This window comes from Streptomyces sp. CBMA123, assembly GCF_014596465.1.
GTDB lineage: Bacteria > Actinomycetota > Actinomycetes > Streptomycetales > Streptomycetaceae > Kitasatospora.
In genome coordinates, this window is sequence record NZ_MECK01000045.1 from 1 (window position 1) to 23,465 (window position 23,465).

General features: G+C 72.6%; 26 protein-coding genes. 9 read left to right on the forward strand and 17 right to left on the reverse strand.

Going from position 1 to position 23,465, the window contains the following annotated elements:
• Positions 1 to 114: 114 nt before the first annotated feature.
• Positions 115 to 1,230 carry a Rieske 2Fe-2S domain-containing protein gene (locus BG452_RS07570; protein ID WP_317620941.1) on the reverse strand — a complete coding sequence of 372 codons (1,116 nt, stop codon included), beginning with the start codon at positions 1,228 to 1,230 and terminating at the stop codon, positions 115 to 117.
• Positions 1,231 to 1,459: 229 nt separating this feature from the next.
• On the opposite strand from BG452_RS07570, the gene BG452_RS07575 reads away from it, so the two are divergent.
• Positions 1,460 to 3,112 carry an alpha/beta hydrolase gene (locus BG452_RS07575; RefSeq protein WP_188303413.1) on the forward strand — a complete coding sequence of 551 codons (1,653 nt, stop codon included), beginning with the start codon at positions 1,460 to 1,462 and terminating at the stop codon, positions 3,110 to 3,112.
• Positions 3,113 to 3,158: 46 nt separating this feature from the next.
• Here BG452_RS07575 and BG452_RS07580 read toward each other — a convergent pair whose 3' ends face one another.
• The 3 genes from BG452_RS07580 to BG452_RS07590 all read right to left on the reverse strand — a co-directional run bounded on the left by BG452_RS07580 (position 3,159) and on the right by BG452_RS07590 (position 5,724).
• Positions 3,159 to 4,655, reverse strand: coding sequence for an MFS transporter (locus BG452_RS07580; protein ID WP_188303414.1), 1,497 nt, complete (start codon positions 4,653 to 4,655; stop codon positions 3,159 to 3,161).
• Between the two features lie 107 nt (positions 4,656 to 4,762).
• Entirely contained in the window at positions 4,763 to 5,176 is a 414-nt protein-coding gene (locus BG452_RS07585; protein WP_188303415.1) for a hypothetical protein, read from the reverse strand.
• Between the two features lie 134 nt (positions 5,177 to 5,310).
• Positions 5,311 to 5,724, reverse strand: a complete 414-nt coding sequence (locus BG452_RS07590) for a hypothetical protein (protein WP_188303416.1) — start codon at positions 5,722 to 5,724, stop codon at positions 5,311 to 5,313.
• A gap of 532 nt (positions 5,725 to 6,256) precedes the next feature.
• Here BG452_RS07590 and BG452_RS07595 point away from each other — a divergent pair.
• Both BG452_RS07595 and BG452_RS07600 read left to right on the forward strand, forming a co-directional pair.
• Entirely contained in the window at positions 6,257 to 6,616 is a 360-nt protein-coding gene (locus BG452_RS07595; RefSeq protein WP_188303417.1) for a hypothetical protein, read from the forward strand.
• A 15-nt stretch (positions 6,617 to 6,631) separates the two neighbouring features.
• Positions 6,632 to 6,952, forward strand: coding sequence for a hypothetical protein (locus BG452_RS07600; RefSeq protein ID WP_188303418.1), 321 nt, complete (start codon positions 6,632 to 6,634; stop codon positions 6,950 to 6,952).
• A gap of 62 nt (positions 6,953 to 7,014) precedes the next feature.
• On the opposite strand, the gene BG452_RS07605 is transcribed toward BG452_RS07600, so the two are convergent.
• The 6 genes from BG452_RS07605 to BG452_RS07630 form a co-directional block, all read right to left on the reverse strand.
• Entirely contained in the window at positions 7,015 to 7,446 is a 432-nt protein-coding gene (locus tag BG452_RS07605; protein ID WP_188303419.1) for an SRPBCC family protein, read from the reverse strand.
• Positions 7,447 to 7,497: 51 nt separating this feature from the next.
• The gene (locus tag BG452_RS07610) at positions 7,498 to 7,956 is read right to left on the reverse strand and encodes a MarR family winged helix-turn-helix transcriptional regulator (RefSeq protein ID WP_188303420.1); all 459 of its coding nucleotides are present in this window, start codon (positions 7,954 to 7,956) and stop codon (positions 7,498 to 7,500) included.
• On the reverse strand, positions 7,949 to 8,707 hold the full coding sequence (locus tag BG452_RS07615; RefSeq protein WP_188303421.1) for an alpha/beta fold hydrolase: 759 nt from the start codon (positions 8,705 to 8,707) through the stop codon (positions 7,949 to 7,951). The genes BG452_RS07610 and BG452_RS07615 overlap by 8 nt, the downstream gene beginning before the upstream one ends.
• Positions 8,708 to 9,214: 507 nt before the next feature.
• Complete coding sequence (locus BG452_RS07620; RefSeq protein ID WP_188303422.1) at positions 9,215 to 10,591, reverse strand: M64 family metallopeptidase; 1,377 nt, start codon at positions 10,589 to 10,591, stop codon at positions 9,215 to 9,217.
• A 77-nt stretch (positions 10,592 to 10,668) separates the two neighbouring features.
• A complete protein-coding gene (locus BG452_RS07625; protein WP_188303423.1) occupies positions 10,669 to 11,502 on the reverse strand; it encodes a hypothetical protein in 834 nt (277 codons plus the stop codon).
• 103 nt (positions 11,503 to 11,605) lie between these two features.
• Positions 11,606 to 12,337 (reverse strand): hypothetical protein, encoded by a 732-nt coding sequence (locus BG452_RS07630; RefSeq protein ID WP_188303424.1) that lies wholly within the window; start codon positions 12,335 to 12,337, stop codon positions 11,606 to 11,608.
• A 256-nt stretch (positions 12,338 to 12,593) separates the two neighbouring features.
• Between BG452_RS07630 and BG452_RS07635 the strand changes: the two genes are divergently transcribed.
• A complete protein-coding gene (locus BG452_RS07635; RefSeq protein WP_188303425.1) occupies positions 12,594 to 13,418 on the forward strand; it encodes an SAM-dependent methyltransferase in 825 nt (274 codons plus the stop codon).
• Between the two features lie 9 nt (positions 13,419 to 13,427).
• On the opposite strand, the gene BG452_RS07640 is transcribed toward BG452_RS07635, so the two are convergent.
• Complete coding sequence (locus BG452_RS07640) at positions 13,428 to 13,973, reverse strand: DUF1707 domain-containing protein (RefSeq protein WP_188303426.1); 546 nt, start codon at positions 13,971 to 13,973, stop codon at positions 13,428 to 13,430.
• A 90-nt stretch (positions 13,974 to 14,063) separates the two neighbouring features.
• On the opposite strand from BG452_RS07640, the gene BG452_RS07645 reads away from it, so the two are divergent.
• The gene (locus BG452_RS07645) at positions 14,064 to 14,882 is read left to right on the forward strand and encodes a TetR/AcrR family transcriptional regulator (RefSeq protein WP_188303427.1); all 819 of its coding nucleotides are present in this window, start codon (positions 14,064 to 14,066) and stop codon (positions 14,880 to 14,882) included.
• A 67-nt stretch (positions 14,883 to 14,949) separates the two neighbouring features.
• Here BG452_RS07645 and BG452_RS07650 read toward each other — a convergent pair whose 3' ends face one another.
• Complete coding sequence (locus BG452_RS07650; protein ID WP_188303428.1) at positions 14,950 to 15,747, reverse strand: class I SAM-dependent methyltransferase; 798 nt, start codon at positions 15,745 to 15,747, stop codon at positions 14,950 to 14,952.
• A 424-nt stretch (positions 15,748 to 16,171) separates the two neighbouring features.
• Here BG452_RS07650 and BG452_RS07655 point away from each other — a divergent pair, with 424 nt between their 5' ends.
• Positions 16,172 to 16,579, forward strand: a complete 408-nt coding sequence (locus tag BG452_RS07655; RefSeq protein ID WP_188303429.1) for a hypothetical protein — start codon at positions 16,172 to 16,174, stop codon at positions 16,577 to 16,579.
• A 390-nt stretch (positions 16,580 to 16,969) separates the two neighbouring features.
• Complete coding sequence (locus tag BG452_RS07660; RefSeq protein WP_223241899.1) at positions 16,970 to 17,917, forward strand: hypothetical protein; 948 nt, start codon at positions 16,970 to 16,972, stop codon at positions 17,915 to 17,917.
• Between the two features lie 91 nt (positions 17,918 to 18,008).
• Here the strand turns inward: BG452_RS07660 and BG452_RS07665 are convergent, their stop codons facing one another.
• From BG452_RS07665 to BG452_RS07680, 4 genes are all read right to left on the reverse strand, one after another.
• Positions 18,009 to 18,548 (reverse strand): GNAT family N-acetyltransferase, encoded by a 540-nt coding sequence (locus tag BG452_RS07665; RefSeq protein ID WP_188303430.1) that lies wholly within the window; start codon positions 18,546 to 18,548, stop codon positions 18,009 to 18,011.
• A gap of 551 nt (positions 18,549 to 19,099) precedes the next feature.
• A complete protein-coding gene (locus BG452_RS07670; protein ID WP_188303431.1) occupies positions 19,100 to 19,360 on the reverse strand; it encodes a hypothetical protein in 261 nt (86 codons plus the stop codon).
• A 206-nt stretch (positions 19,361 to 19,566) separates the two neighbouring features.
• Positions 19,567 to 20,067 carry a thiol peroxidase gene (gene tpx, locus BG452_RS07675; RefSeq protein ID WP_188303432.1) on the reverse strand — a complete coding sequence of 167 codons (501 nt, stop codon included), beginning with the start codon at positions 20,065 to 20,067 and terminating at the stop codon, positions 19,567 to 19,569.
• A gap of 395 nt (positions 20,068 to 20,462) precedes the next feature.
• Positions 20,463 to 21,452 (reverse strand): phosphotransferase family protein, encoded by a 990-nt coding sequence (locus tag BG452_RS07680; RefSeq protein ID WP_188303433.1) that lies wholly within the window; start codon positions 21,450 to 21,452, stop codon positions 20,463 to 20,465.
• 346 nt (positions 21,453 to 21,798) lie between these two features.
• Between BG452_RS07680 and BG452_RS07685 the strand changes: the two genes are divergently transcribed.
• Both BG452_RS07685 and BG452_RS45370 read left to right on the forward strand, forming a co-directional pair.
• Positions 21,799 to 22,488, forward strand: coding sequence for a zinc-binding dehydrogenase (locus BG452_RS07685; RefSeq protein WP_317620942.1), 690 nt, complete (start codon positions 21,799 to 21,801; stop codon positions 22,486 to 22,488).
• Entirely contained in the window at positions 22,469 to 22,660 is a 192-nt protein-coding gene (locus tag BG452_RS45370; RefSeq protein WP_262985984.1) for a zinc-binding dehydrogenase, read from the forward strand. Before BG452_RS07685 ends, BG452_RS45370 begins: the two co-directional genes overlap by 20 nt.
• Positions 22,661 to 22,753: 93 nt before the next feature.
• Here BG452_RS45370 and BG452_RS07690 read toward each other — a convergent pair whose 3' ends face one another.
• Entirely contained in the window at positions 22,754 to 23,107 is a 354-nt protein-coding gene (locus tag BG452_RS07690) for an ArsR/SmtB family transcription factor (protein WP_188303434.1), read from the reverse strand.
• Positions 23,108 to 23,465 lie beyond the last annotated feature (358 nt).

Genomic DNA, 23,465 nt, shown 5'->3' on the forward strand with positions numbered 1-23,465 from the left:
GTGCGGTGGCGCGACGGTGCGGCGGCGCGGCGGCGCGGTGGCCCGGTGGAGTCCCACCGCCACACCGCCGTCGACGACACGTCACCTCGGCCGGAGGGCGCCCGCGCAGCGGCCCTACCGGAGCGAGCCGATGCCGTCCGGTGTCGGCCGGCCGTGCCGGTCGTGCCGGTCGGCCAGGGAGGCCGGCGCCGGCAGGTGCCCCCGGTGGTCCGGCGGGTAGAACTGCCGGGCCCAGTGCCGCATGGCGCCGATCGGTCCGTCGCCGGCGGCGAGCCGTGGCCGGAAGAGGTACTTCTTGGTGGACCAGATCGGGAAGTCGTCCGAGGTGAACTCGGTGGTGCGGCTGAAGATCGGACCGGCCAGCAGCCTGGTCGCGGTACGGCTGACCGCCCGGGCGACCACCGGCGGCAGACCGGCCGGCTCCGCGAGGGCGAAGCGGCCGGCCTGGCGCAGCTGCATCCGGGCGGGGGAGACCTGGGTGGCCATCACCAGCGAGCAGATCTGCAGGCCGAGCGAGCGGGTGTGGATATCGGTGTGCAGCGCCGCGAGGCCGTAGCCGTCCACCTCGACCTCCACCTCGCGCATCCCTACCAGCGGGAACTTCTCCCGCACCAGCATCGAGATGTGGAAGTGCGGCCCGTCGAACTCGACCGGGGACGCCAACTCGCCCTGTGGCCAGCCGTGCAGGGTGATGAAGTGGCCGAGGTCGAAGGAGTTCTCCATGACGTCCTGGGCGTAGCCGGGCATCTCGACGGAGGCGTGGCGCAGCGGCTGGTCCGCCAGCACGTGCCAGGCGGGGATCTCCCAGTCCGGCTCCCGGCCGTCGTGGTGGCGCCAGACGAAGACCGCCTCGTTCACCTCGCGCACCGGCAGGTGGGAGAGCCCGGCCTTCGGCGGCGGGGTGTTCCAGCCGGTTCGCACGCAGTGGCCGTCGGGGTCGAACGCGAACCGGTGGAAGGGGCAGACCAGGTCGCGGCCCTGGACTTCGGCCAGCCCGAGGTGGGCGCCCAGATGCGGACAGTACGGGCGAACGGCGCGCAGCCGGCCGTCCGGCAGCCGGTACAGCACCACGTCCTCCCCGGCCAGTTGGCGGGTGAGCACCGTGCCGGGCCTGAGTTCGGCGGAGAACGCGAGCGCGGCCCAGCCGTCGGGGTACGGCAGGGCGGGCGGTAGCGCGACGTCGGCCGGAGTCGGGCGGGAGCTGACGGGATGGACGTGCTGGTGGGACACGCGGTTGAGCCCTCCTGTTGGTCTGCCCGGCGCCGCCCCTCCCAGGCGCTTGGCGTCCGAACAGAGTGGATTTCAGATGCTAGTCATGGATTGGGGCCTTTCGCGTGGTCAACGGCCTTGCGGCGGTAAAGGTCTGATGATCAGCTGGGCACCCGCGATCGGGTCAAAGCTTGGTAAAGTCCGGTTCGGACCCTAGATGTGCCATTGCACATGTCACATCATGCTCCCCATGAGAAAAGCCATCGCCCTCCTCGCGGCCGCCGCAGCCGTGGCCACCCTCGGCGGGATCGTCGGCCCGGCCTCCGCCACCGAGCCCGACGGCCCCGATCTGGCCGACACCGGCCAGGGCAAGCTCGCCTGGAGTTCCTGCAACGACGCCAAGACCCCGGCGCTCCAGTGCGCGATGCTCGACGTGCCGGTGGACTACGCCGACCCGCACGGCCGCAAGATCAAGATCAAGCTCAACCGGCTGCCCGCCACCGCCCCCAAGGACAAGCAGCAGGGCCCGATCCTGCTCAACCCCGGCGGCCCCGGCGACTCCGGGCTCTGGATGCCCGCCTACATCTCCGGAAGCATCCCGGCGGACGTCGCCTCCACCTACGACTGGATCGGCTTCGACCCGCGCGGCACCAACGGCAGCGACCCCCATGTCATCTGCGACGCCCACTACTTCGATGCCGAACGCCCCGACTACCAGCTGAGCCAGGGCACTTCGAAGGCCTGGCTGAAGAAGGCGGCCGGCTACGCGGCCGACTGCGCGGCCGACTGGTCCTGGCTGCTGCCGCACATGACCACCGTCGACAACGCCCGCGACCTGGACAGCATCCGCCGGGCCCTCGGCGTGCCGAAGATCAACTACTACGGCGGCTCCTGGGGCACCTCGCTCGGCTCCACCTACGGCCAGCTCTTCCCCTCGCACGTGCGCCGGATGGTGCTGGACAGCATCGTCGGCCCGAGCATCAGCTGGTACGACCACAACGTGCTGCAGGACCAGGAACACCAGCGCCGCTTCGACGCCTTCACCGCCTGGGCCGCCAAGGCGGACTCCGTCTACCACCTCGGCACCGACCCGCAGGCCGTGGCGAAGGCCTACCAGCAGGTCGAGGACGCGCTGCGCAAGGACCCGGTCGACGCCGCCCCGGCACCCGGGAAGATCGGCCCCGCCGAGTTCGAGGACACCTTCTACGGCGGCGGCTACAACTTCCTGCGCTGGCCCCGGATGGCCACCGTGCTCTCCGGCTACCTCACCCAGCACGACACCCGGCCGCTGAACATCGCCTACAACAAGTACGCGGCCCCCGGCGCCGACGACGGCGCCTTCCCCGCCTACAACGCCGCCCAGTGCACCGAGAACGCCTGGCCGCGCGACTGGGAGTACTGGAAGAAGGACCAGGCCAAGGTCAACGCCGGCGCACCCTTCTACGCCTATAACAACATGTGGTACAACGCCGCCTGCATGTTCTGGCCCTACCAGGGCAACCCGGCGGGCCGGCTGAAGATCACCGGCAAGAACCTGCCTCCGGTCCTGCTCTTCCAGTCCACCGAGGACGCCGCCACCCCCTACCAGGGCGGCCTCGCCATGCACGACGCCCTGCCGAGCTCCAAGCTCGTCGTCCAGAACGGCGGCAGCTTCCACGAGATCCTCTTCCACGGCAACGCCTGCCTGGACGACACCTTCACCGCCTACCTGCGCGACGGCAGCCTGCCCCAGGGCAAGGGACGCATCGCCAAGACCTGCGCCCCCGAGGACGACCCGGCACCGGCGTACATCACCCCGCCGCCCGCCGCCAAGGCGCTCACGGCCGGATCGGCCGCCCAGGCCGCCGAGGCCGCCCCGCTCGCGCCCACCGACCCCGAGGCCGTCCGGGGGGTGCTCCGCTAGCACGTGCCCCGGCGTCGCCCCGCAGGCGGCGGTTCGAAGACGGACCCTAGGAACCCGGTGACCGGGTGACGGCACTGAGCGGCGCAGCCAACGACTCCAGGCTGCGCCGCTCCGCCCGTACGCCGATCACCGCCTCCACGAGGCCGGCGGCCGTCATCAGCGCCGCGCCGATGCAGAAGGCGAGCGTGGTGTCGGAGACCTCGCCGCTGCTCACCAGGCCGTTGAAGAGCAGCGGGCCGCTGATGCCGCCGACCGCCGTGCCGACGGCGTAGAAGAAGGCGATGGACAGGGCCCTGGTCTCCAGCGGGAAGATCTCGCTGACCGTCAGGTAGGCCGCGCTGGCCCCGGCCGAGGCGAGGAACAGCACGGCCGTCCAGCAGCCCGTCATGGAGGCGGCGGAGAGCGAGCCGCGCTCGAAGAGGGCGGCGGTGGCGAACAGCAGGACGCCGGAACCGATGTACGTGCCGGCGATCATCGGCTTGCGGCCCAGCGAGTCGAAGAGGTGGCCGAGGAGCAGCGGGCCGAGGAAGTTGCCGACGGCGATCACCGCGAAGTAGTACCCGGTGTTGCCCTCCGGTACGGCGAAGTAGGTGGTCAGGATGGTCGCGTAACCGAAGGTCACCGCGTTGTAGAGGAAGGCCTGGCCGATGAAGAGCGCCAGGCCGAGCGCGGTGCGGCGCGGGTAGCGGGCGATCACCGTGCGCAGGATCGCGCCGAAGCCGAGCGGCTCGCGCTCGCGGATCAGGATCGGCTCCCCGGTGACCGGCGGCAGCGGCCGTCCGGTCTCCCGTTCGATCGCCTCCTCCGCCTCGGCCACCACCTGTTCGGCCTCCTCCGCCCGGCCGTGGGTGAACAGCCAGCGCGGGCTCTCCGGGACGTGCCGGCGCACCAGCAGGATCACCAGCCCCAGCACCACGCCGATGCCGAAGGCGAGCCGCCAGCCGAGGTCGGTGGCGAACAGCGAGGTGTTGAGCAGGGCGATCGAGGCGAAGGCGCCGACCGCGGCACCGATCCAGAAGCTGCCGTTGATGATCAGGTCGACCCGGCCGCGCACCCGGGCCGGGATCAGCTCGTCGATCGCCGAGTTGATCGCCGCGTACTCACCGCCGATCCCGAAGCCGGTGAAGAAGCGGCAGAGGAAGAAGAACCAGGCCGTCCAGGACAGCGAGGTGACGGCGGTGGCGGCCAGGTACACGGCGAGGGTGACCATGAACAGTTTCTTGCGGCCGAGCCGGTCGGTCAGCCAGCCGAAGAACAGTGCTCCGGTGCAGGCGCCCGCCACGTAGACGGCGGCGGCGACGGTGGTCACCTGGCTGGTGGTGATCGAGATGCCGCTGCCGTCCTGGGCGAGGCGACCCGCCATGTTGCCGACGATCGTCACCTCCAGGCCGTCCAGGATCCAGACGGTGCCCAGGCCGATCACGATCCGCCAGTGCCAGTGGGACCACGGCAGCCGGTCCAGCCGGGCGGGTACATCGGTGGCGATCACCCCCGGTGGCGCCTGCGGGCGGTGGGACGGGGTCGACTTCGACGGGTCGGTCATGACGGGCCTCCTTCGCCGGGTGGCGTCCCGGTCGTCACGCTCGGTGAACGGTGGCGATTCCTCCGTCATGATGCCCCGGCGGCGGCCGGGGCGCCGCCCGGGCGGGGTCAATGGGAGTGGCAGAGCACGCCGACGGCGACCACGAACGGGAAGGCCGTCAGGACGGCGGCGAGGCCGGTGCGGACCGGCCCGCCGCGCTTCCAGCCCGCGAGCAGCAGCACTGCGCCGGCCGGCAGGAAGGCGACCAGGAACGGCAGGACCAGCAGGAGGAACGGTATCGAGACCACGATCTCCAGGCCGAGCAGGATCCCGCCGACGGTCTGGCAGGTCCGGCGGAACGCGCGCGGGTCGCGGTAGGACAGCGGCAGCACGGTCAGCGCGAGCAGCAGGAGCCAGATCGCGACGATCTCCCCGTTGACGTCGCGGCCCGCTACCGCCCAGGGCGGCAGCCAGCTGGCCCCGGCCAGCGCGACGAGCTGCCACGGGCGGTCGGCGCGGAGCGAACACGGACGGTCGTTCATGAGGTCCCCCGGAGATGACGGTGAACGTGGGTGGAATCGCGGGGCTGCGATCAGCGTGGCGCGTTCAGCGTGGGGCGGTGAGGGCGGTGCGACTGGCGTGGTGCGGTGGGGGCGGTGCGATCGGCGTGGTGCGGTCAGGGCGGCGGGAAGAGCGTCGCGAACGCGGTCGCGGCGGGGATGACGAGCAGGAGCGCGGCGAGGGTCGCCCGGGTCAGGCCGCCGCGCTTCCAGCCCGCGAGCAGCAGGAGGCCGCCGGCCGGGAACAGGATGACGGAGAACGGCGGCGGGAGCGGGAGGTACGGGGCGGCAAGCGTGACCTGGGTGCTGAGCACCACCCCGCCCACGGCCAGGCAGGTGTGGCGGAAGGTCAGCGGGTCCGCGATCCCGAGGGGCAGCGCGGTGAGTGCCAGGGACAGGCCCCAGAGAGTGAGGATCCACCAGGCCGCGGTCGTGCCCATCAGTGTCCAGGGCTGCAGCCAGGTGACCGACGCGAACAGGGCGATCGGCCAGGGCCGATCGGTTCGGAAGGCGAAGAGGCGTCCTGTCATCCGGTCCCCCCGGGAGCTTTGAACGAGTTCAAACTGAACATGTTCAAAGCTACGCGCGGTGGCGGGCCGTCGGCAAGTCCGGTGCGCCCCGGGCCGCCCGACGGCGCCGGGCGGGCGCATGCGCGAGCATCGCTCGGGTGTGTGTGCGGCGGCTATGGTTCGTCGGTTCGGGGCCGTTGAATCGATGGCACGACGGCTGAACCGCCGGGCCGGCCGCTGAGCCGCTGGGGCCGGCGCGCCCTTCCGGTGCCCATCTGCCGCGTGTGGGTGGGCACTTCGCAGGTCCCGGCCGGCCGATGGTCCGGTCGGCGCCGAACCAGCCGCTCCCGGAGGCCCGTTGAGCCGCCCGGTGCGCCCGGGTGTGCGCCGGTGCGCCGGTCTGGTGCCTGCGCTCAATTCACTTGGTGAGACACCGAGTTGGCGCTTTCCGGTGGCGTGGTGGAGCATGGGCGGAGCCCGGACTGTTGCGGCGCGCTTGCGCCTGGCCGGGGCAGCACGCGTACGGCGAGAGGAGGCGGTTCCCGTGGGTTCGGTGGCACGTCCGTTTCTGGTCCGGGGGAGGGCGGTTCCGCTGGCCAGGTACCTGGCGGAGGAGGACATCGAGGGCCTGGTGGCATGCTCGTGCATCGGCAACGAGGTCACCATCGACCTCTCCGACACCCGGATCCTGGTGAGCCTGGCCGATGTCGGCGGCAGGGTGGGGCTCACCTTCCACATGGTCCAGGACGGCCCGGCCAAGGCCCGTTCCTGGACGCGCCGACTGCCGAGCGACACGGAGCCGAGGGAGCTCGCGGCGCGCATCGCCCGGGACGTCCGGACCTTGGAGCGCGAACTGGCCCCGCTGCGGCGGCGCCCTCCGGAGGTGCCGCACCAGCGCCGACCGCTCACCTGACACTAGGGTGTGGGCGTGAACCATGATCACGCCCACCAGGACTCCCTATTCGCCGACGGACGGAACGTGCTCTGGGAGCTGGAGGGGTACGGAGCGGACGACCGCCAGCACTCCTCCCGACTGCTCGGTCGGGAGGAGTACCTGCGGGTCCGCCACCTGTTCGCGGCCGAACTCGGCGACGACGACTGGATGATGGCGGGCTCGTACCCCGTCCCGCCGCAGCTGTGGGGGCCGTTGCAGGAGCTGCTCGGGCCGCTGGGCTTCGAGGACGGCCAGGACTACTTCCTCGGCGCCCGCCAGAACCTGGCCTTCGGGGAGTACGGGAACGGGAACTAGCGGTACGGCGGCGGATCTGTCCCCGCGGTCGTCTGTGGGCGGGCAGTCGGGGGTGCGGGGGGTCATCGGGTTTCGAGGATGTCCCTCAGGACGTCGAGGTTCTTCGCGACCGCGTGTTTGACCCGGGGGCCGGCGAGCGCGGCGACGGCCTTGAGGGCTCCGGAGGCGGTGAGGTGGACGGTGTTGACCAGTCGGGTGGTGTGCTGGTCGAACGGGGTCAGCCGGTAGGTGGTGGTGCCGGTGAGCGGGCCGAAGTCGCCTTCCGCGGTCAGCAGGCTCGGGGGGTCGTACTCGGTGATGCGGAAGTGTTCCTCGGCCGGGCGGGGGAGCGTGCGGGTCTGGCGGTAGGTCGATCCGACGCCGATCGGTCCCGGGGAGGTCCGCTCGGTGGTGTCGAGCGCGTAGTTCCAGCGGGGGAGGTTCTCGGGCCGCGCGAGGTAGGCGAAGACCTCGTCGGCGGGCGCGTGGATGGTCAGGGTGTTCTCGAACTGCATGGTCGTTCCTTCGCCGGGCGCGCGGTCGACGGCTCCCGTGCGGTCGTGGCGTCAGTCGAGGCCGAGGCGCTTGTTGAGGGCCTTGCCCGAGGGCAGGGGGTCGATGAAGTTGTGCAGGAAGGCGAGCATGGCGTCGGTGTCCAGGCCCTCGCAGGCGGTGTCCATCGAGGCGTAGAGGAACGCTTCGATGCCGGCTACCTCGGTGGCCAGGCGTTCGCCCTCGGGGGTGAGGCTGAGGTGGAGGTAGCGGCGGTCCTCGGCGTCGGTGCGGCGCTCGACCAGCCCGGCCGCGACGACGCGGTCGACCAGCCGGCTGGGGTTGGTGCCGCTCTCGCACACCAGGAGCTGTCCGAGCCCGCTCAGGCTCAAGGTGCCGTGCTGCTGGAGCAGGCGCAGCACCTCGGCCTGCGAGGGGGTGATGCCGTGGGGTTTGAGGGCCTGGATCAGCAGCCGGTTGCCTTCGCGCTGGGCCGCCAGGATCGCGAACCGCAGGTGTTCGGCCTTACGCACCCGTGACCGTCCGGGATCCGGGCAGGGCGGTGGCGAGGAAGTCCTCGACCGCGGCGGCGTAGGTGGCGGGGTGGGAGAAGCGGAACATGTGGCCGGTGCGCGGCAGCACGACCTCCCGGGCGTCGGGGATGCCCGTGAGCATGATCGTGGAGGCGTTCTCGCCGATCAGCACGTCGTGCGAGGGGGACAGGATCAGGGTCGGGACCTGGACCCGGCCGAGCGCGTCGACGTAGTCGGCGGTGAGACTGGCCTGCACGCGCGCGCCGAAGGAGGCGGCCGGGGTGTTGGCGAGGAACAGGTCGCGGCTGCGCGCTTCGCTCCAGGGCACCTGTCCCTCGCCGTCGAACGGGGAGGCGAGGCGGTGGGCGTGGGCTCGCAGTGTCAGCTGGGTGTAGAGCGGGCCGCGGGCCTTGCCGATCACCCGCATCAGGGCCTTCCACGGCTTGGAGTCGACCGGGTTGGCCGCGAAGCCGCCGGACAGGACCAGGGCGCGCAGGCCCTTCGGGCGGCGGGTGGCGAGCGCGAGCGCGATGTTGGCGCCGAACGAGTCGCCGACCAGCACGTAGTCGTCGAGGTCGGCGACCGCGTCCTGGACGTGGTCGGCGTAGCGCTCGATGTCGTCGACACCCTCGGGCAGGCGCAGCGTGCGCTGGGGAGCCTGGCCGTAGGGGGCGAGCTGCTCGGCGCTCCACGGAGCGCCGGAGAAGCAGGGGATGAAGACCAGGGTCGGAATCTTCTCTGAAGTGTTCATATCGGACACATTACACGGCACATGTGTCGTGACACAAGTTATCCGGGTCACACGGGGGGATCCGCCTCGCGCGCCCGTCGGCCCCCGACGCGGTGTCGCGAATCGAACGGGGGCGGGGCAGGACTCCCGGGGCGAGGACCCGGAGTGCCGGGCGGCAGGCGGCGGGCGGCGGGTTCACGCCTCCGCGATGTCCTCTTCGGCGGCGTGCGGGTCGCCCGGCGGGCGCGTGCCGGGGGCCGGGGGCCGGGGCGCGGGTGAAGGCGTAGTGGCCGAGGAAGCGATGTGGTCGAGTGGGTGGGTGGGAGGCGGACGCGTTCCGACACTCCCCGGGGCCGAACCTCCCCGGCGGGCGGCTCCGGCGCCCCGGGCCCGACGGCGGTCCGCTGCCGGGCCCGGGGCGACGCCCTGACCGTCCGGTGCCGACGGTTCGGGTGCCGGCCGCCTCGGGCGTCCTGGCCGGGGTCTCGTGAGGCCGCGCCCAGCCCCGATCGGCCGGGCCGGGGTTCGCTAGCGGGTCACCAGCCAGGACAGGCTGCCGGTCAGTTCGCTCCGCAGAGCAGGGTCCGCCACCGCCGGGGTCGGGTCGGTGGCGACGGCGCTGAGCAGGTGCGGCCGGGAGCGCGGGCCGGTGAGGTGGAGAGCGCCGAGGTCGAGGGCGGTGCGTCCGCGCAGGCGGGGCTGCTCGCGTCCGTCCAGGTACCAGCGCAGTTCGGTGCCGGGCACCGGCAGGTCGACGATGAGCTGCTCGGCGGCCGTGAGCCAACTGCCGGTGGGGGTGGGGCTGGTGAGCGGGGTGGCGTGGCGGTAGAAACCGGCGATCATGGCCTCCCGCCCGGGCAGGTTGAACTCGCGTCCGAGCGAGCGCATGATCGAGTTCTCGGTCGGCCGGTACAGCCCTGTCGGGTAGTAGCCGCCACCCTCGTAGCCGCCGACCGTCCCGCCGTCGGGCGAGGCCTGGCCGAGCCAGCGGGCCCACTTGGTGCCCTGGTCGCGCATCCGGTCGGCGGTCAGCGTGCTGAGGTTGGCCTCGGGCGGTTCGGCGCCCTGGTACGTGCCCTGGCCGTCGTAGGCGTACTCGTCGGCCAGCTTGCCCAGCGAGTGCCCGGTCTCGTGCACGGCGATCTGGCCGGACTTCGCGTTGCCGCCCGCGACGGTGGCGATGCCCTCGTAGCCGAGCGGGGACTTGATGTCGTTGTAGCCCGCGCCGCCGTACTTGGTGCTGTTGGCCACCACGATCACCAGGTCCGCCTGGGGGGCCTTGGCGGCGTAGCGGTCGACGGCCTTCTCGTCCAGGCAGAGCAGCCGTTCCACGCCGTCGCACCAGAAGTAGGAGCCGAGCGCGGTGTGCCGGACGGTGGCCCGGTCCGGGTCGCCGGTGACGCCGGACTCGGGTGAGACGGCGGACACCGCCCAGACGTTGAACAGCCGTTGGTAGTCGGCGTACGGCTCGACGGCGGTGATCTCGCGCCACTTCTCGGCGGCGTCGGTGCGGAACTTGCCCTGCTCCTGGGCGGAGTAGCCGTCGCCGATGACCACCACGTCGAGCTTGGTGGCCGGGTCGCCGTTGTGGACCAGGGCGGTGACCGCACCGTCGCCGTCGGCGCCCGGTGCGGTGAGGCCGGCGGGCGGGGCGGCCAGGTAGGGGGAGGCGGCGGGGGCGGTGGCGCGGGAGATGGAGCCGTCCTCGGCGAAGGCCTCCACCTGGTGCCGGGGTCCGCCCGCCGCCGGGGCGCTCGAGCCGTCCGTGGCCGGGGCGCTCCAGGCGGGGGCGGCGCCGAGGAGGGCCGCGGCGAGGGCGGCGGTCAGCAGGGCGGATGCGGTTCTGGTCCTGGCGTGGGTGGTCCTGACGCGCAGGTTCCTGAGGCGTGTGTTCCTGACGTGCATGGAGGTCCTCCCGGTGGGTGGCGGGTGTGGGGAGGTTCCTTCCCTTGTTCGGGACCTGACAATCGCTCACCGGCCGGTTACCGCCCCTGGAGCGCCTCCGCCAGGGCCAGGGCCTGCTCCTCGGTGATGCCGAGCGCGAGCGGCACCTGCCGGGGGCTGTAGTCCGACGTGCAGAGCGGGATCGGGCTCTCCGGAGTGAGGACCCACCGAGGCTCGTGCCGTGCCGGATCGCCCAGCAGCCGGGCGGCGAACTCCCCGGCGGTGTCCGGGCGGAGCCCGACCGCCACCAGTGCCTCGGCCACCGTGAGCCGGGCCTCCGCCAGGGGCGTGTCCGCGTCGCCGAGCGCCGGGAGGAGGAGCAACAGTCGCTGCGCCCGGTCCTGGAGGCCCTCGGCGCCCGGATCGCCCTCGCTCCGCGCGAGGTTGACCAGCTCCGGCCAGGAGAGTCCCGGGGCGGAGCCGTGCGGGCCGAACTGCCCGAGGAAGCCGAACCGGCCCCAGTCGGGGTGTTCGACGAAGAAGTCGATGAGGCTCTCGTCCTCGAAGCTCTGGTACGTCACGCAGGCGGTGTGCCCGTGCCGGAACGGCGCCCGGAACAGCAGCGGGGGCGCCTCTGCGTCGAACAGCCGCGCCATCATGGCGTCGTAAGCCTCCTCCGGCACGCCGTAGGCCTCCGGCTCGTCCACGTCGTGGCTCAGGATGAGGAGGAGGTGGGCGAACCAGAAGGCGGGGTCGGCGGCCAGCTCCTCGCTCGGGACCGGCTCGGCCTCCTCGTACTCGTCGTACGTTTCGTCGTTCCCGGTGGCAGCGGTGACATCGGTGACATCGGTGACATCGCTGTCTTCGGTGACATCGGCGATTTCGGTGTCCTCGGTGCCGTGGGGTTCGGACGGGTACGGTGCGGCGGTCATGCGGGGAGCGTAGTGCGGGGGTCGGACAGGGCCGGCGGGCGGGGGTGCGCGGTTCGGGTGGCCCGGTCTGGTGGCGCGGTCCGGTGGCGCGGTGCGGCCGGGCTCAGAACTCCTTGAAGGCGCTGTGGCTGATGGCCGCCGCGATCAGCCAGCAGGTGACGGCGATGGGCAGGGTGACCAGCAGCGGCCACTGGAGACTGATCAGCAGTAGGGAGCCGAACGCGGTGAGGAGCGTCGCGCCGGCGGAGTACCCCAGGGAGATGAAGAGCATGAACTCCAGGTCCCCGAACAGGCCGCCGATGATCATGATCATCCCGACCCCGATCAGTCCGCTGAACTCGAAGATCGTCAGGTACGGGGTGTTCTCGGGCCGGGACCGGTGCCCCTGGAAGCTGAGCTCGAACACCTTGCCGTGGAGGATCCTCAACTCCACGGTGGTGCCGGCGTCGACGTCCTCGTAGAAGGCCTTGCCGACGGCGTAGCGGCCGGTGGGCGCCGTCTCGCGGGACACCGTCAGCATGTAGTCGGTCGAGTCGGAGCCGGCCTCCTCCTCCTTCTTCGTCACCCGGCCGCTCTCCAGCGTCACGCAGTCCGCGCCCGGCTTCGCGTCCGCGGCGCAGGTCGGGGTGGCGCGGTACGCACGGGTCTGCTCGAAGGTGTCGGTGAACCGGACGAAGCCGAGGATCGTGAGGGCGAGGCCGAGCACGGCGAGTGCGGCGGGGAGGGCGGCCCGGAGCAGCCCGCCGAGGCCGGGGCGCGGCTTCGGGCTCGGTGGCCGGGGCCGGGACGTCGACTTCGGCTGCGCGTCCTGGAGGGGGACGGAGTCCTCAGGCATCGTCACCGTCCGGCGTCGTCAGTGCCGTCAGTGCCGTCACTGCCGTCGGTGTCGTCGGTGTCGTCCGTGCCATCCGCGCGTTCATCGGCATCTCCCCACCGGCCGTACCGTTGCTGCTCGCTCCGCCCGTACCCAGCCGTCCGCAGACCGTTCCTGTCCGTTGGGTGCAGACCGGATCATGCCAGGGAACGGCGGAGCGCGCGAGGAATTGCCGCTGGCCGGAGCGGACTTGTCAGGCGGCGATAGATTGACGGGCATGACGACGACACCTGACGCGATGAGCCCGGTCTCCCGTACCGCCCTGGGCGTCGCACGGGTACGGGCCCACGAGAGCGTCCGGCCCGACCCGCTGTTCACCGACCCGTACGCGGCCGGGTTCGTCGAGGCCGCCGGGATGCCCACCGGAGCCCCCGACCGGCGGCCGGTCAGCGGGCTCGCCGCGGGGCTCGTCGTGCACATCAGGCTGCGGACCCGCTTCTACGACGACCGGCTGCCGGCCGCCGGCGCCGACCAGGTGGTGCTGCTGGCCGCCGGGCTGGACACCCGGGCCTACCGACTGGACTGGCCCGCCGGCACCCGGCTGTGGGAACTGGACCTGCCGCCGGTGCTGGAGTTCAAGCAGCGGGTGCTCGACTCCGCCGACGCGGTGCCGACGTGTGAGCGCGACGCCCTGCCCGGCGACCTGCTGGACCCGGGCTGGCCGCGCCGACTGGTCGAGGCCGGCTTCGACCCGCAACGCCCCACCGTCTGGCTGGCCGAGGGGTTGGTGGTCTACCTGAGCGCAGAGCAGGCGGCCGGGCTGCTCACGGCCGTCGGCTCGCTGTCCGCCCCCGGCAGCCGGCTGCTGATGGAGCGGGGCCGGGACGTCTCCCGGACCCCGCGCGATCCCGCGCTGGCCCATGTCATCGAGCTGTGGCAGGGCGGGCTTGGCCCCGACACCGAGCAGTGGCTCAACGCCCATGGCTGGGATGCCCGGACGACCTCCCTCGCCGAGGTCGGGAACGGCTACGGACGCCCGCTGCCGGAGGGCGCAGGCCTGGAAAGCGGCTTCATCGAGGCGGTGCGCACGGTTACCGGCTGAGCCTGGGGCTCACCAGCGGGCGTGACGGACGCTCAGCCGTCCCAGCCCGACGCCCCCGGAGATCCGGATGACCGGCCCGCCAGGGCGCGCGGGCCGGCGGGGCCGGTAGCGCGGTGCCTTCCGGCCGGTCCGCAGACCCCCGAGGTCGACCACCGCGTCCCGGGGGACGATGATCGCGGCGCCGCCGGTGCCGAGGTACAGCTCGATGTCGACCACCGGATGGGCGATGACCGCCCGGGAGAGGTCCAGGCGCACCCGGCCGAGCGCGGAGGCGACGGTGAGGGTCCGGGGGACCTCCCAGACGCCGCGCCGGTGGATCCGCCCGCCGGGGGCGGCGCCGGTGATGGTGGCCGTGGCGGGCGGGGGCGGCTCGGGGAGCCCGGTGAGCGACCCGGTGAGTTCGTCGTGGGTGGCGGCGGTGAGCGCCCGGTGCAGGCGGTCGTCCAACTCCTCGTGTGGGAACTGCCCTTGGCCGTACGCCTCCCGCAGTCGTCGTACGGCGGTGTCGCGGTCCTCGGCGGCGATGGGCGGGGGTTCGTCGGTCCCGGCCGCCATCACTCCACCCCTCGACTGAGTACGTTGTACGCGGTCATGGCGGCCAAGCTAGATTACTGGGTACCGTGTACGCAAGCAGAAGGACCGACGGTGACCGAAGCCGAGTACGTGAACATCTGGATGCGGCCCGAGCGCCCCGCCCGCGGGCCCAAACCCGCCTACAGTCGCGCCCGGATCACCGAGGCCGCCGTCCGGATCGCCGACACCGAAGGCCTGGAAGCCGCCACGATGCGGCGGATCGCCGCCGAGATCGGCGCCGGTGCGATGTCGCTCTACCGGTACGTCCCCGGCCGCGACGAGCTGATCCAGCTGATGGCCGACCGGCTGATGGGCGAGATCGACGTCGAGGGCATGCCCTCCGGTGACTGGCGCGCCGACCTCACCCGCTACGCCCACGGACTGCGCGCCATGTGGCTGCGGCACCCGTGGATCGCCACCGTGCACCGCGCGGTGCCTGGCTTCGGACCCAACCAACTGCGGCTGATCGAAGGGGTGATGGGAGTCCTCGACGCCCACCTCCCGATCGACGAGAACCTCGGCCTGATCGCCCTCCTCAACGGCTACGTCGAGAGCGACGCACGCGACGAGGTCAGCTGGACCGAGGAGGTCCGCCGCAGCGGTCTGAGCGAGGCCGAGTGGCTGGCCCGCAGCTACCCGTACGTCCAACAACTGCTGGAGAGCGGGCAGTACCCGATCTTCGGCAGGATCGCGATGGAGGCGCGCCAGCCGCGGCTGAGCCGCGACGAGCAGTTCGGCCACGGGCTGGAGCGGGTCCTCGGCTGCGTGGCCGCCGCCCTCGCGCCGGGCGAGCGCCGCAGCCCCGATGGCGGCGCGCAGGGCGAAGGTGACCAGCCGGGGCACGCGCGTCATGCCGGCGAGTATGGCCCGGGCGTGCCGGGCCGACTGTGACCGGCGGTTGCGGCGCGGGCCTCGCGTCGGCCTGCGCCCCGACGGTGGGACGAGAAGGCGCGGGGCCTCACAACCGCCGGACGCGCAGCACGGCCGTCAGCATCGGCAGGGTGAAGCCGTCGTCCGCGGTCTCGGGCCGGCTCGCGAGGAACGCCCGGATCCGGCCCAGCGCGGCGGCCCGCTCCTCGTCCGGCATCACCAGCATCCCGGCGCGGGTGGCGAGGGTCGCGACCAGGGAGTCCGCGGTGCGCGGCTGCCCGTGCGGGAACACCTCCTGCTCCGGTGAACCGAACCGGGTCTCCCCGCCGTCCCTCGGGAGGTGCGCGGCAGCCGTCTCGACGCGCCAACTGCCCGGGGTGTCACGCGGCCCGACCGCCGCCGGCCCGCTCACCCGCGCCAGCCCGGCGACCCACCCCACCCGGTCGTCCAGGACGTTCCACAACCCCGCCAGGACCCCGCCGGGCGTCAGCACCCGGGCGATCTCGGGCCCCGCGACCGCCATGTCGAACCAGTGCATGGCATTGCCGGCCAGCACGGCGTCGACGGACCCGTCCGGCAGCGGAATCGCCTCGGCACTGCCCGACAGCGCCCGGACCTCCGGCAACGCCCGGCGCAGCTCGCCCAGCATCGCCGGGTCTGGCTCCACGGCGACGACATCGACCCCCAGCGCGAGCAGCGTGGCCGTCAACTTGCCCGTCCCGGCGCCGAGATCGAGCACCCGGGGACGGCGTGAGGCGCCGACGCCGGGCGCGGCGTCCAGCGCCCACTGCACGGCGGAGTGCGCGTAGTCCGGGCGGTGCTCGGCGTAGGCGGCCGCCGCCGCGCCGAAGGAGGATGCGTGGAGGTGCCGCTGGTCTTGATCCATTCGGTCACGCTACCGGCGCCCGCGGCGGGTCGGGCGGCGTTTGCCTCACTTCCCCGACTTCCGTGGCCGGCCTGCGGCTGCGGGGATGAGGAGGGTGGGCGGGCCAGGCTCCGGGGTCGCTCTCGGCGACCCCCGGCTCGGTGACCGCCGGACTCGACCGGTTCGCCGAACTGCTCACTGTGCCCGGACTGCAGGGTGGCTTGTTTCCCAGCTCGCCCGCGTCGGGCGCCTGTTGCCCGTCGCCGGGCCGCGTGGTGTCGTGACCCGGGCCCCGGGGGTGCCTTCCAGGCGGCTGAGCCCTGCTTCCCGGAGCCGTGGACGGAGGGGCCTCTGGATGAACGCTGCTTCAACGTTCATGGTTGAACCTGGCTGGTGCGCACGGTCGTTCGTAGCATGACGGGTAACCGACAACGGAAGGGTTCCCATGAACGGCAGGATCGTGACCTGGCTCGGCGCCCCCGCAGTGGCCGTGGGGCTGCTGCCCGGCGCAGCTCCGGCGCACGCCGACGCCGGTGTGCGGATCGACGGCGCGACCGTCGCCGGCGGCACCTCCAGGACGGTGAACGTCACCCTCGCGTACTCCTGCGACGCCGGCGGTTTCGTCAGGTCCGCGACCGTGATCGCCGAGGACCGGCGCTCGGGTGCCCTCGGCACCGCCCGGTTCGCGCCGAGTTGCACGGGCGCGACGGTGACGGCGGTCGTCCCGGTCACGACGCTGAACCAGAACGGCTATGCCGCGGGCGACCCGGCGGCCGTGCACGCCTCGCTGCTCGACGGGGACGACACCGAGGTGCTCGGGACCATCGCCCAACTCACCCTCGGCAACGGCTAGGAGGCCAGGGCCGGTCCTGCCGGTGGGCAACAGGCGCTGGGGCTGCCGACAGGACCATCGGCAGGCGATCGACGGGATTCCGTCAGCGAGCGCAGTGCCGGTGTCCAGGCGTCCAGGCGTTTAGGCATCCGGGCCTTCAGGACTCCGGGATTCCGGAGGACTCCAGGACGATGTGGGACCTCGTGGTCGCGGCCGGACCAGGATGACAGGGGGCAGGTCGACCCGCGGCGGGACAGGTCGACTGCGGCCGCGGTCTGCCACGCAGCGTGACCGATGAGCCGGTGGTCGTCACGAGGTTCGGTGCAGGTCAGAGCCTCGGGTCAGAGCCTCGGTGCGGGCCGGAGTCCCGCTGTGGGGCGTGCGGATGCGTGGACGGGGTAACCGACATGCATGGCAGTCTTCCGTAAAGCGGGCCGCTTCAAGTGGCCGGGCCGTTCGGATCCCAAGGGTTCGGGGGCTGATCCGGCGCGACCCGACACCGTCCTTGCCGATGATCCCGCCGCCCGGGCCGGTCCCGGTCCGGGGACGGAGGCGGGCCTGGCCGAGGGCCTGAGCGAGCTGGTCGAGGGGGCCGAGCGGCCGGTCGGGGCCTGGCACGTCGCCGAGTACCACGTCGAGCGTGGCCGGGGCCGGGCGCTGGTGGCGGGCGTGGCTCGGCGGCTGGGCGGCGGTGGCCGGGTGGCGGCCAGGGGAGCGGTGCTCGGGGGTAAGGCGCTCACCGAGCAGTTGATGCGGACGGCGCCGCGGATCCCCGTCCGCGATCTGGCTACCCTCCGTGCCCAGCACCCGGACGCGGCTGACCCCGAGCACCTGGCCGATCTGCTGGTCGCCGGGGCCACCCGGGCCGCCGCCGCGCTCGGCGCGGGCGTCGGTGCGGCGGCCATGCTGCCGGTGCCGCCTGCGATGGCGGTGGAGATCGCGGCCGAGACGCTCGCGGTGGCGGCCGTGGAGGTGAAGCTGATCGCCGAACTGCACGAGGTCTACGGCGTCCCGGCGCAGGGCAGTGCGACCCAGCGGGCCGGGGCCTACCTGGGAGCCTGGGCGAACCGCCGGGGAATCGACGCCATGCTGCTGACCCGCCCGGCCGGCTTCGCGGCGCTCGCGCTGGGCGCGGAGGTACGCCAGCAGGTTCGCCGCCGGCTCGCCCGCAGCTGGATGCGCCGGTTGCCGTCCGTGACCCCGCTGCTCCTGGGCGCGGGCGTCGGCGCGACGGTCAACCGGCGGGACACCCGGCGGCTGGCCGGGCAGGTCCGCGACGACCTGTGCTCGCGCCGGCCGACGAACGGCGGCTACTGGGCTGCGGCCGGGCCGGTGATCGAGGGCGAGGTTGCTCCGTAGTCGCCTTCGAGCGGACGGCGTCGCGGCCGCCCGCCGGGGCGGTACGCCGCCTCCGGCGCGGCGGCCGGGTGGGTGCGTGGGCGCGTCGCAGTCAGCCGGAGGGCGTGATCGGCGAGCACATGCCGAGCCACTGCTCGGCGCCCCAGGCCTCGAACCGTTCCACCTCGGTGAACCCCAGCTTTGCCGCGAGCCGCATCGAACTGACGTTGGCGGTCTGGGTGGTGAGCACGACCGGTTCGCCCGGAAGGGCGCCGGCGAGCCAGCCGAGTGCCGCCGTGCACGCCTCGGCGGCGTACCCGAATCCCCAGGCCTGCGGCAGGAACAGATAGCCGAGATCGACCTTCCCCGCAACAGCCGGGCGGCGGTGCCCCGTCGCCCTCCTGAGCAGCACCTGACCGATCATCGACCCGTCGCGATCAACCACGAAGCTCCCGGGCCACCGCTCGGGCACTCTCGGCATCTCGCGCTCCAACTCGTGGCGGGGTCGGGGGCCGCCGAGGAAGGTGTGCACCTCCGGCGAGGCGTACAGCCCGACGAACGCCGCGCGGTCCCGGGCCTCGGGCTCACGGAGCACGAGCCTCTCGGTCTTGATCGGCTCCGGTGGCCAGGCGACGGGTCCGAGATCGTCCATCCGCGCACGGTAACAGGTGGTCAGGTCGCGCGAACGGGGAACGTCCGGCCTCACCGTGGAGCCGAATCGTGAGCAGCACCCGGGAAGGGGCACCACCGTGCTGCCGCGCCGGATGGTGGTTGGTGTTTCGGAGTTGGTTGGTTGTGTGAGTGCGGGTGGGTTCCGGGGCCCTGCAGTCCCCGACCCCGTCCCCGTCCTCACCCGAGCGCAACGAGTACGCACATGACGGTTACCGCCCGGCGGGGAAGCACCGTGATGTTCACCGGTGGCTCGTGACCGACTGCCGGCGCCTGGCGAGCGAGGACGGCCTGGGGTGCGGCTACCCGGTTGCTCGTCGCGGGCTGGTGGGGCCTGTGCCATCCGTGGCGCTCGGTGGCCTGGCTGAACACTGTTCGGGCGGGTCGCAGGGTGAGCCCGGTCACGCCGTGCTCGCGCGGGCCTGGTTGTGCCTGGTCGGTTGAGCGGGCCGGGGCTGTCGGGTTCGGGGGTGGGTGTTCAGTCCTCGCCGATCTGGAGCAGGACGGTGAAGTGCCGGGGGCCGGACAGGTTGGTCAGCCGGCGGGCCTCGCCGCCAGCAGGCCGGCCACCCGCCGGGCGCTGCGGCGGGTGGCGGCGAGGTCGCGCAGCGGGTGTCCGGGGCGGACGAGGTCGTCGGGCAGGAGGGCCATCAGTTCCACGGCCCGCCCGGTGTCGACGGGCACGATGGCGGCCGGCACGCCCGCGACCGCGCCGGGACCGTCTGCGCCCCTGGCCCGGGCGGGCGTGCCGTCGTCCTGTGCGGGCAGCGCGAGCGCGTGGACCTCTTCGGCCACCTCGCGGCACGACCGGCCGGCCCGGAGCGGGCGTAGACGCCGTGCCCGCGGGCCGGCGAGCCCGTCAGGCGGCGCAGTTCCCGGACGGTGTCCACGGCGGCGTCCTGCCACGCCGTTCCCCGGGCTGGTGTGCCGTGTTCTGCCGCCGGGTGGTGACCGCGGGGGATCACTGGGGCACTGCACTGCACTGCACTGTGGGGTGTGTGTTAGCTGAGGGTGGTGAGGGCGGTTTCGTAGTTCGGTTCGTTGGTGATGTCGGTGACGAGTTCGGTGTGGAGGACGGTGTCGTTTTCGTCGAGGACGATGACGGCGCGGGCGGTGAGGCCGGCGAGGGGGCCGTTGTTGATGGAGACGCCGTAGGTGTGGTGGAAGTCGCGTCCGCGGAGGGTGGAGAGGGTTTTGACGTTGTCGAGGCCTTCGGCACCGCAGAATCGTGCCTGGGCGAAGGGCAGGTCTGCGGAGATGCACAGGACGACGGTGTTTTCGAGTGCGCTGGCTTTGGTGTTGAAGGTGCGCACTGATGTCGCGCAGGTCGGGGTGTCGATGCTGGGGAAGATGTTGAGGATCTTGCGTTGTCCGGCGAAGTCGTTGAGGGAGGTGTCGGTGAGGTCTTCGCCGACGAGCGTGAAGGGCGGGGCCTGGGTGCCGGTGGCGGGCACTGTGCCGCCGATCTCGACAGGGCTTCCCTTGAGGGTGACCTGAGTCATGAATGGCCTCCTGGCAGTGGTGTACGACGGGTGGCAACGTCGTTGATCCTACTGCCCGTGTGCCGGTGTCCTTGTGGGGTGACCGAGGGGCGGACATTCCCGGTCCCTGGCTGCTGGGGTGTGGGGGCGGCAGGGGTGTGGCGGTCCCTGGCCTGCGGGCCGGTGCCCGGTGTTCGGCCCTGAAGAGTGCCCTGTAGGGCGGGGTTGGGTGGATGGGTGGTTTGTGGTCGTGGGGCCGTCGCCGTCGCCGTCGGCTTTGTCGCGGCGGCCTCGGGGGCGTGGCGTGGGCCGGGTGCCGGCGGGTGCGCGGGTGTTGGGCAGGTCCTGCCCGTGCCTGACGCTCTGGAGGACATGGCGGCGGGTGCTGTGGACTCGCGGGCGGCCTGGCGGGTGGGTCAGGTGTAGCGGTCGAACAGGGCTTGGAGGTAGTCCTCCAGGCGTGCGGTCAGCAGGGCCGGGGTCAGGTCGGTGCGGCCCAGTTCGCGCCAGGGGACGGCGACTTTCTCCGCGTCGGGGGCGAAGGCGAGGGCGTCCAGCAGCCGCCAGTACAGGTGGTCGGGGCCGGTCGCGGTCAGGGTGGCGCCGGTCCGTTCGTAGGCGTCGGCGAAGGCCATGCCCGTCTCGGCGCCGTGCAGCAGGGCCAGGGCGGTGGAGCAGTGGGCGACGTCCAAGTCGGCCGGGCCCCAGGAGGTCTCGACCCAGTCGAGGACTCCGCTGACCGTGAGAGAGGCGCCGTTGCCGGTGAACAGCACGTTGCCGGGGTGGAAGTCGCGGTGCAGGAAACAGGCGCGGTGGGCCGGCGCGGCGCGCCCGATCACTGCCACCGCTCGCTCCCACAGTGCCGGGCGCGCGCTGCCGGCGGGCACCTGCACGTGTTCGGGGGAGGTCCATGCCTGCCAGGTCCGCGGGCGCAGTCCCTCGGGTACGGCCAGGGCGTGGACGGCGGCCAGCTGGCGGGCCAGCAGCGCCACGCGTGGCGCCACCTCGCCGTCCTCCTCCACCCGTACCCGTCCGGGCAGGTGACTCATCAGCAGCGACGGGTGCTCGCACCACTGGCCCCGGGCGTCCACCGCGCGCAGCCGCGCGGCCGGGATGCCGCCGCCGGCCAGCAGGTCCAGCACACCGGCCTCGCGTTCCAGCAGCCCCGGGGCGTGGCGGCGGTAGAACGGCTTGACGAAGGAGCGCAGCACCAGCGCGTACCCGCCACCACCACCGCCACTGTTGACGGTGCCGTCGGTGCCGTCGGGTTCGATGTCCAGGCGGCGCATCCGCGAGGTCCAGCCGCCCTTGAGCGCCTCGACCCGCGCGATCCGTTCGCCGGGCGCGAGAACGCCCTCGACCCACCGGCGTGTGCCGGCCCACTCCTGGGCGTCGTCCTCGATCATGGACGACCACCCTACGCCCGGCCCCTCCCGCCTGTCCCCGCCGGCCCCACCCGCCGGGCCCCGCTGAGCCTGCGGCGTCACCCCAACTCCGGTACGGCAGAGGCCCGCCACCCCTTATTCGACATCCATCGCAATGTGACAGCGGGCAGCCCCCGGGCTTGGCCGGAACCCGTACCGAACCGCACCCGCACCCGGGGGGTTCGTCATGTCGAGGAAGGTCGTTTTCGCTGTTACCGGTGCACGTGAGGTTCTTGCGGCCCGTCAGGTTTCCCTGTCGGACCCGGCCCTGGTGAGCTGCGTTTCAGGGTCGAGGCGCTTGGCCTCGACCGCGCGGAGGCCCTCTTTCGTGGCCGGTTCCTACCTGGAGTTGCCCGAACTGCCCGCCATTCCCGGCTGCGAGGCTGTGGGTGTCGTGGAGGCCGTCGGTTCCGGTGTCACTCGCTTCACTCCCGGGGTACGGGTGGTCACCGTCACCGCCTTTGACCAGAACGACTACGGTGTCTGCGCCACCCACGCCCTTGTCCCCGCCCGCGCTGTCGTCCCCCGCCCCGCCCACTTGACCCCTGTGCAGGGCGCCGCTCTGTGGATGCCCTGCCTGACCGCCTACGGCGCCCTCGCCGGGGACGGCCATCTGCGTCCCGGCGACCATGTCCTGCTCACGGCCGCGGCCTCCGGCGTGCGCCTGGCCGCGATCCGCACCGCCCGGCGCCTCGGCGCCCTGCCCATCGCGACCACCCGCACCCCGGCCAAGACCGCCACGCTCCTGGACGCCGGCGCCGCCCATGTCATCGTCACCGGCCAGGACGGCGAACAGGACCTGCCCGCCCGCGTCCTGGACCTCACCGACGGGCACGGGGTGCGCACCGTCCTGGACCCCGTCGCCGGACCGGGCGTACGCGCCCTGGAACGCACCGTCGCCCCCGGCGGACGCCTGGTCCTCTACGGACGCCTGGACCTGCGCGAGACCCCCATCCCGGCCAGGACGCCTTCGCCCCCTGACCAGCCGGTTCTTCAACATGCACGACGTCACCCGTGACGGCGAACGGCTGCGCCGCGGGCATGCCTTCGTGACCGCGGGCGTGGCGGGCGGCTCGTTCCGGCCCGTCGTCGGCCGGGTCTTCGAGGGTCTGGATTCCGCTGCCCGGGCTTACCGCTGCCTGGAGGGCGGCGCCCAGGCCGGCAGGATCGTCGTCAGCGTCACCGGCTGACCCCCGGCCACCCAAGGCCCTATCCACCCGAGGCCCGGGAGCCCTGAGGCCCTGGAGGTTCAGGGCGTCAGGGCTTCGGGGGTGTCGGGGGTGTCAGGGGCAGTCGTGGGCCTCGGCGTCGGCGGCGGCCACGACCGCGGACAGTAGTCCTGGGAACCGTTCCTCCAGTTCCTCGGTGCGCAGTGTGTTCATCTTGGTGGTGCCCACGTAGTACTGGCGCAGTACCCCGGCCGCGCGCAGCACGGAGAAGTGGTGGCTGGAGGTGGAGCGCCCGACCGGCAGGTCGAAGGAGCCGCAGCTCAGGTCGGCGCCCGAGTGTGCCAGGGTGCGCACCACCGAGCGCCTCGCCGGGTCGGCGAGGGCCTCCAGTACCTGCTGGACGTTCACGTCCTCCACACCGGGGTGCACGATCATCCGCGCCGCAACGCGTGCCCGTCCCACACCCATCACCCCTTCCCAAGCCTGGCCCCCGTCCCGCGTAGATCATCGTCAACGGCCGCGCACCACGCGCGACTTCACGCCCGACGCTACTACGGGACGGGGTCCTGCCACGCCGGCCGCAACACCTCCGCAACACGAACCGCACCGCATGCCCCTCCCGCCGCTGCTGTCCCTCCTAGCCCTCCTGCGTGTTCTGTCCCTCCTGCTTGTCCTGTTCCTGCTGTTCGTCCAGGCGCCGTGTCACTCCTGGGGTCCGGTAGTGCAGGGGATGGTGTGGAAGCGGAGTTGCTCTGGCGGCTTTGGGGGGTGGCCTAGTCGCCTTGTGTTGAATTGGTGTGTGGTGGTGGGTCAATTCCGGGTTACG

What these genes read in the sequence shown, in the direction of transcription:
- BG452_RS07575 (WP_188303413.1), top strand. Translation starts at nt 1,460, where the DNA reads ATGAGAAAAGCCATCGCCCTCCTCGCGGCCGCCGCAGCCGTGGCCACC.
- BG452_RS07580 (WP_188303414.1), bottom strand. Translation starts at nt 4,655, where the DNA reads ATGACCGACCCGTCGAAGTCGACCCCGTCCCACCGCCCGCAGGCGCCA.
- BG452_RS07585 (WP_188303415.1), bottom strand. Translation starts at nt 5,176, where the DNA reads ATGAACGACCGTCCGTGTTCGCTCCGCGCCGACCGCCCGTGGCAGCTC.
- BG452_RS07590 (WP_188303416.1), bottom strand. Translation starts at nt 5,724, where the DNA reads ATGACAGGACGCCTCTTCGCCTTCCGAACCGATCGGCCCTGGCCGATC.
- BG452_RS07605 (WP_188303419.1), bottom strand. Translation starts at nt 7,446, where the DNA reads ATGCAGTTCGAGAACACCCTGACCATCCACGCGCCCGCCGACGAGGTC.
- BG452_RS07615 (WP_188303421.1), bottom strand. Translation starts at nt 8,707, where the DNA reads ATGAACACTTCAGAGAAGATTCCGACCCTGGTCTTCATCCCCTGCTTC.
- BG452_RS07620 (WP_188303422.1), bottom strand. Translation starts at nt 10,591, where the DNA reads ATGCACGTCAGGAACACACGCCTCAGGAACCTGCGCGTCAGGACCACC.
- BG452_RS07625 (WP_188303423.1), bottom strand. Translation starts at nt 11,502, where the DNA reads ATGACCGCCGCACCGTACCCGTCCGAACCCCACGGCACCGAGGACACC.
- BG452_RS07630 (WP_188303424.1), bottom strand. Translation starts at nt 12,337, where the DNA reads ATGCCTGAGGACTCCGTCCCCCTCCAGGACGCGCAGCCGAAGTCGACG.
- BG452_RS07635 (WP_188303425.1), top strand. Translation starts at nt 12,594, where the DNA reads ATGACGACGACACCTGACGCGATGAGCCCGGTCTCCCGTACCGCCCTG.
- BG452_RS07640 (WP_188303426.1), bottom strand. Translation starts at nt 13,973, where the DNA reads ATGGCGGCCGGGACCGACGAACCCCCGCCCATCGCCGCCGAGGACCGC.
- BG452_RS07650 (WP_188303428.1), bottom strand. Translation starts at nt 15,747, where the DNA reads ATGGATCAAGACCAGCGGCACCTCCACGCATCCTCCTTCGGCGCGGCG.
- BG452_RS07655 (WP_188303429.1), top strand. Translation starts at nt 16,172, where the DNA reads ATGAACGGCAGGATCGTGACCTGGCTCGGCGCCCCCGCAGTGGCCGTG.
- BG452_RS07660 (WP_223241899.1), top strand. Translation starts at nt 16,970, where the DNA reads ATGGCAGTCTTCCGTAAAGCGGGCCGCTTCAAGTGGCCGGGCCGTTCG.
- BG452_RS07665 (WP_188303430.1), bottom strand. Translation starts at nt 18,548, where the DNA reads ATGGACGATCTCGGACCCGTCGCCTGGCCACCGGAGCCGATCAAGACC.
- tpx (WP_188303432.1), bottom strand. Translation starts at nt 20,067, where the DNA reads ATGACTCAGGTCACCCTCAAGGGAAGCCCTGTCGAGATCGGCGGCACA.
- BG452_RS07680 (WP_188303433.1), bottom strand. Translation starts at nt 21,452, where the DNA reads ATGATCGAGGACGACGCCCAGGAGTGGGCCGGCACACGCCGGTGGGTC.
- BG452_RS45370 (WP_262985984.1), top strand. Translation starts at nt 22,469, where the DNA reads ATGCACGACGTCACCCGTGACGGCGAACGGCTGCGCCGCGGGCATGCC.
- BG452_RS07690 (WP_188303434.1), bottom strand. Translation starts at nt 23,107, where the DNA reads ATGGGTGTGGGACGGGCACGCGTTGCGGCGCGGATGATCGTGCACCCC.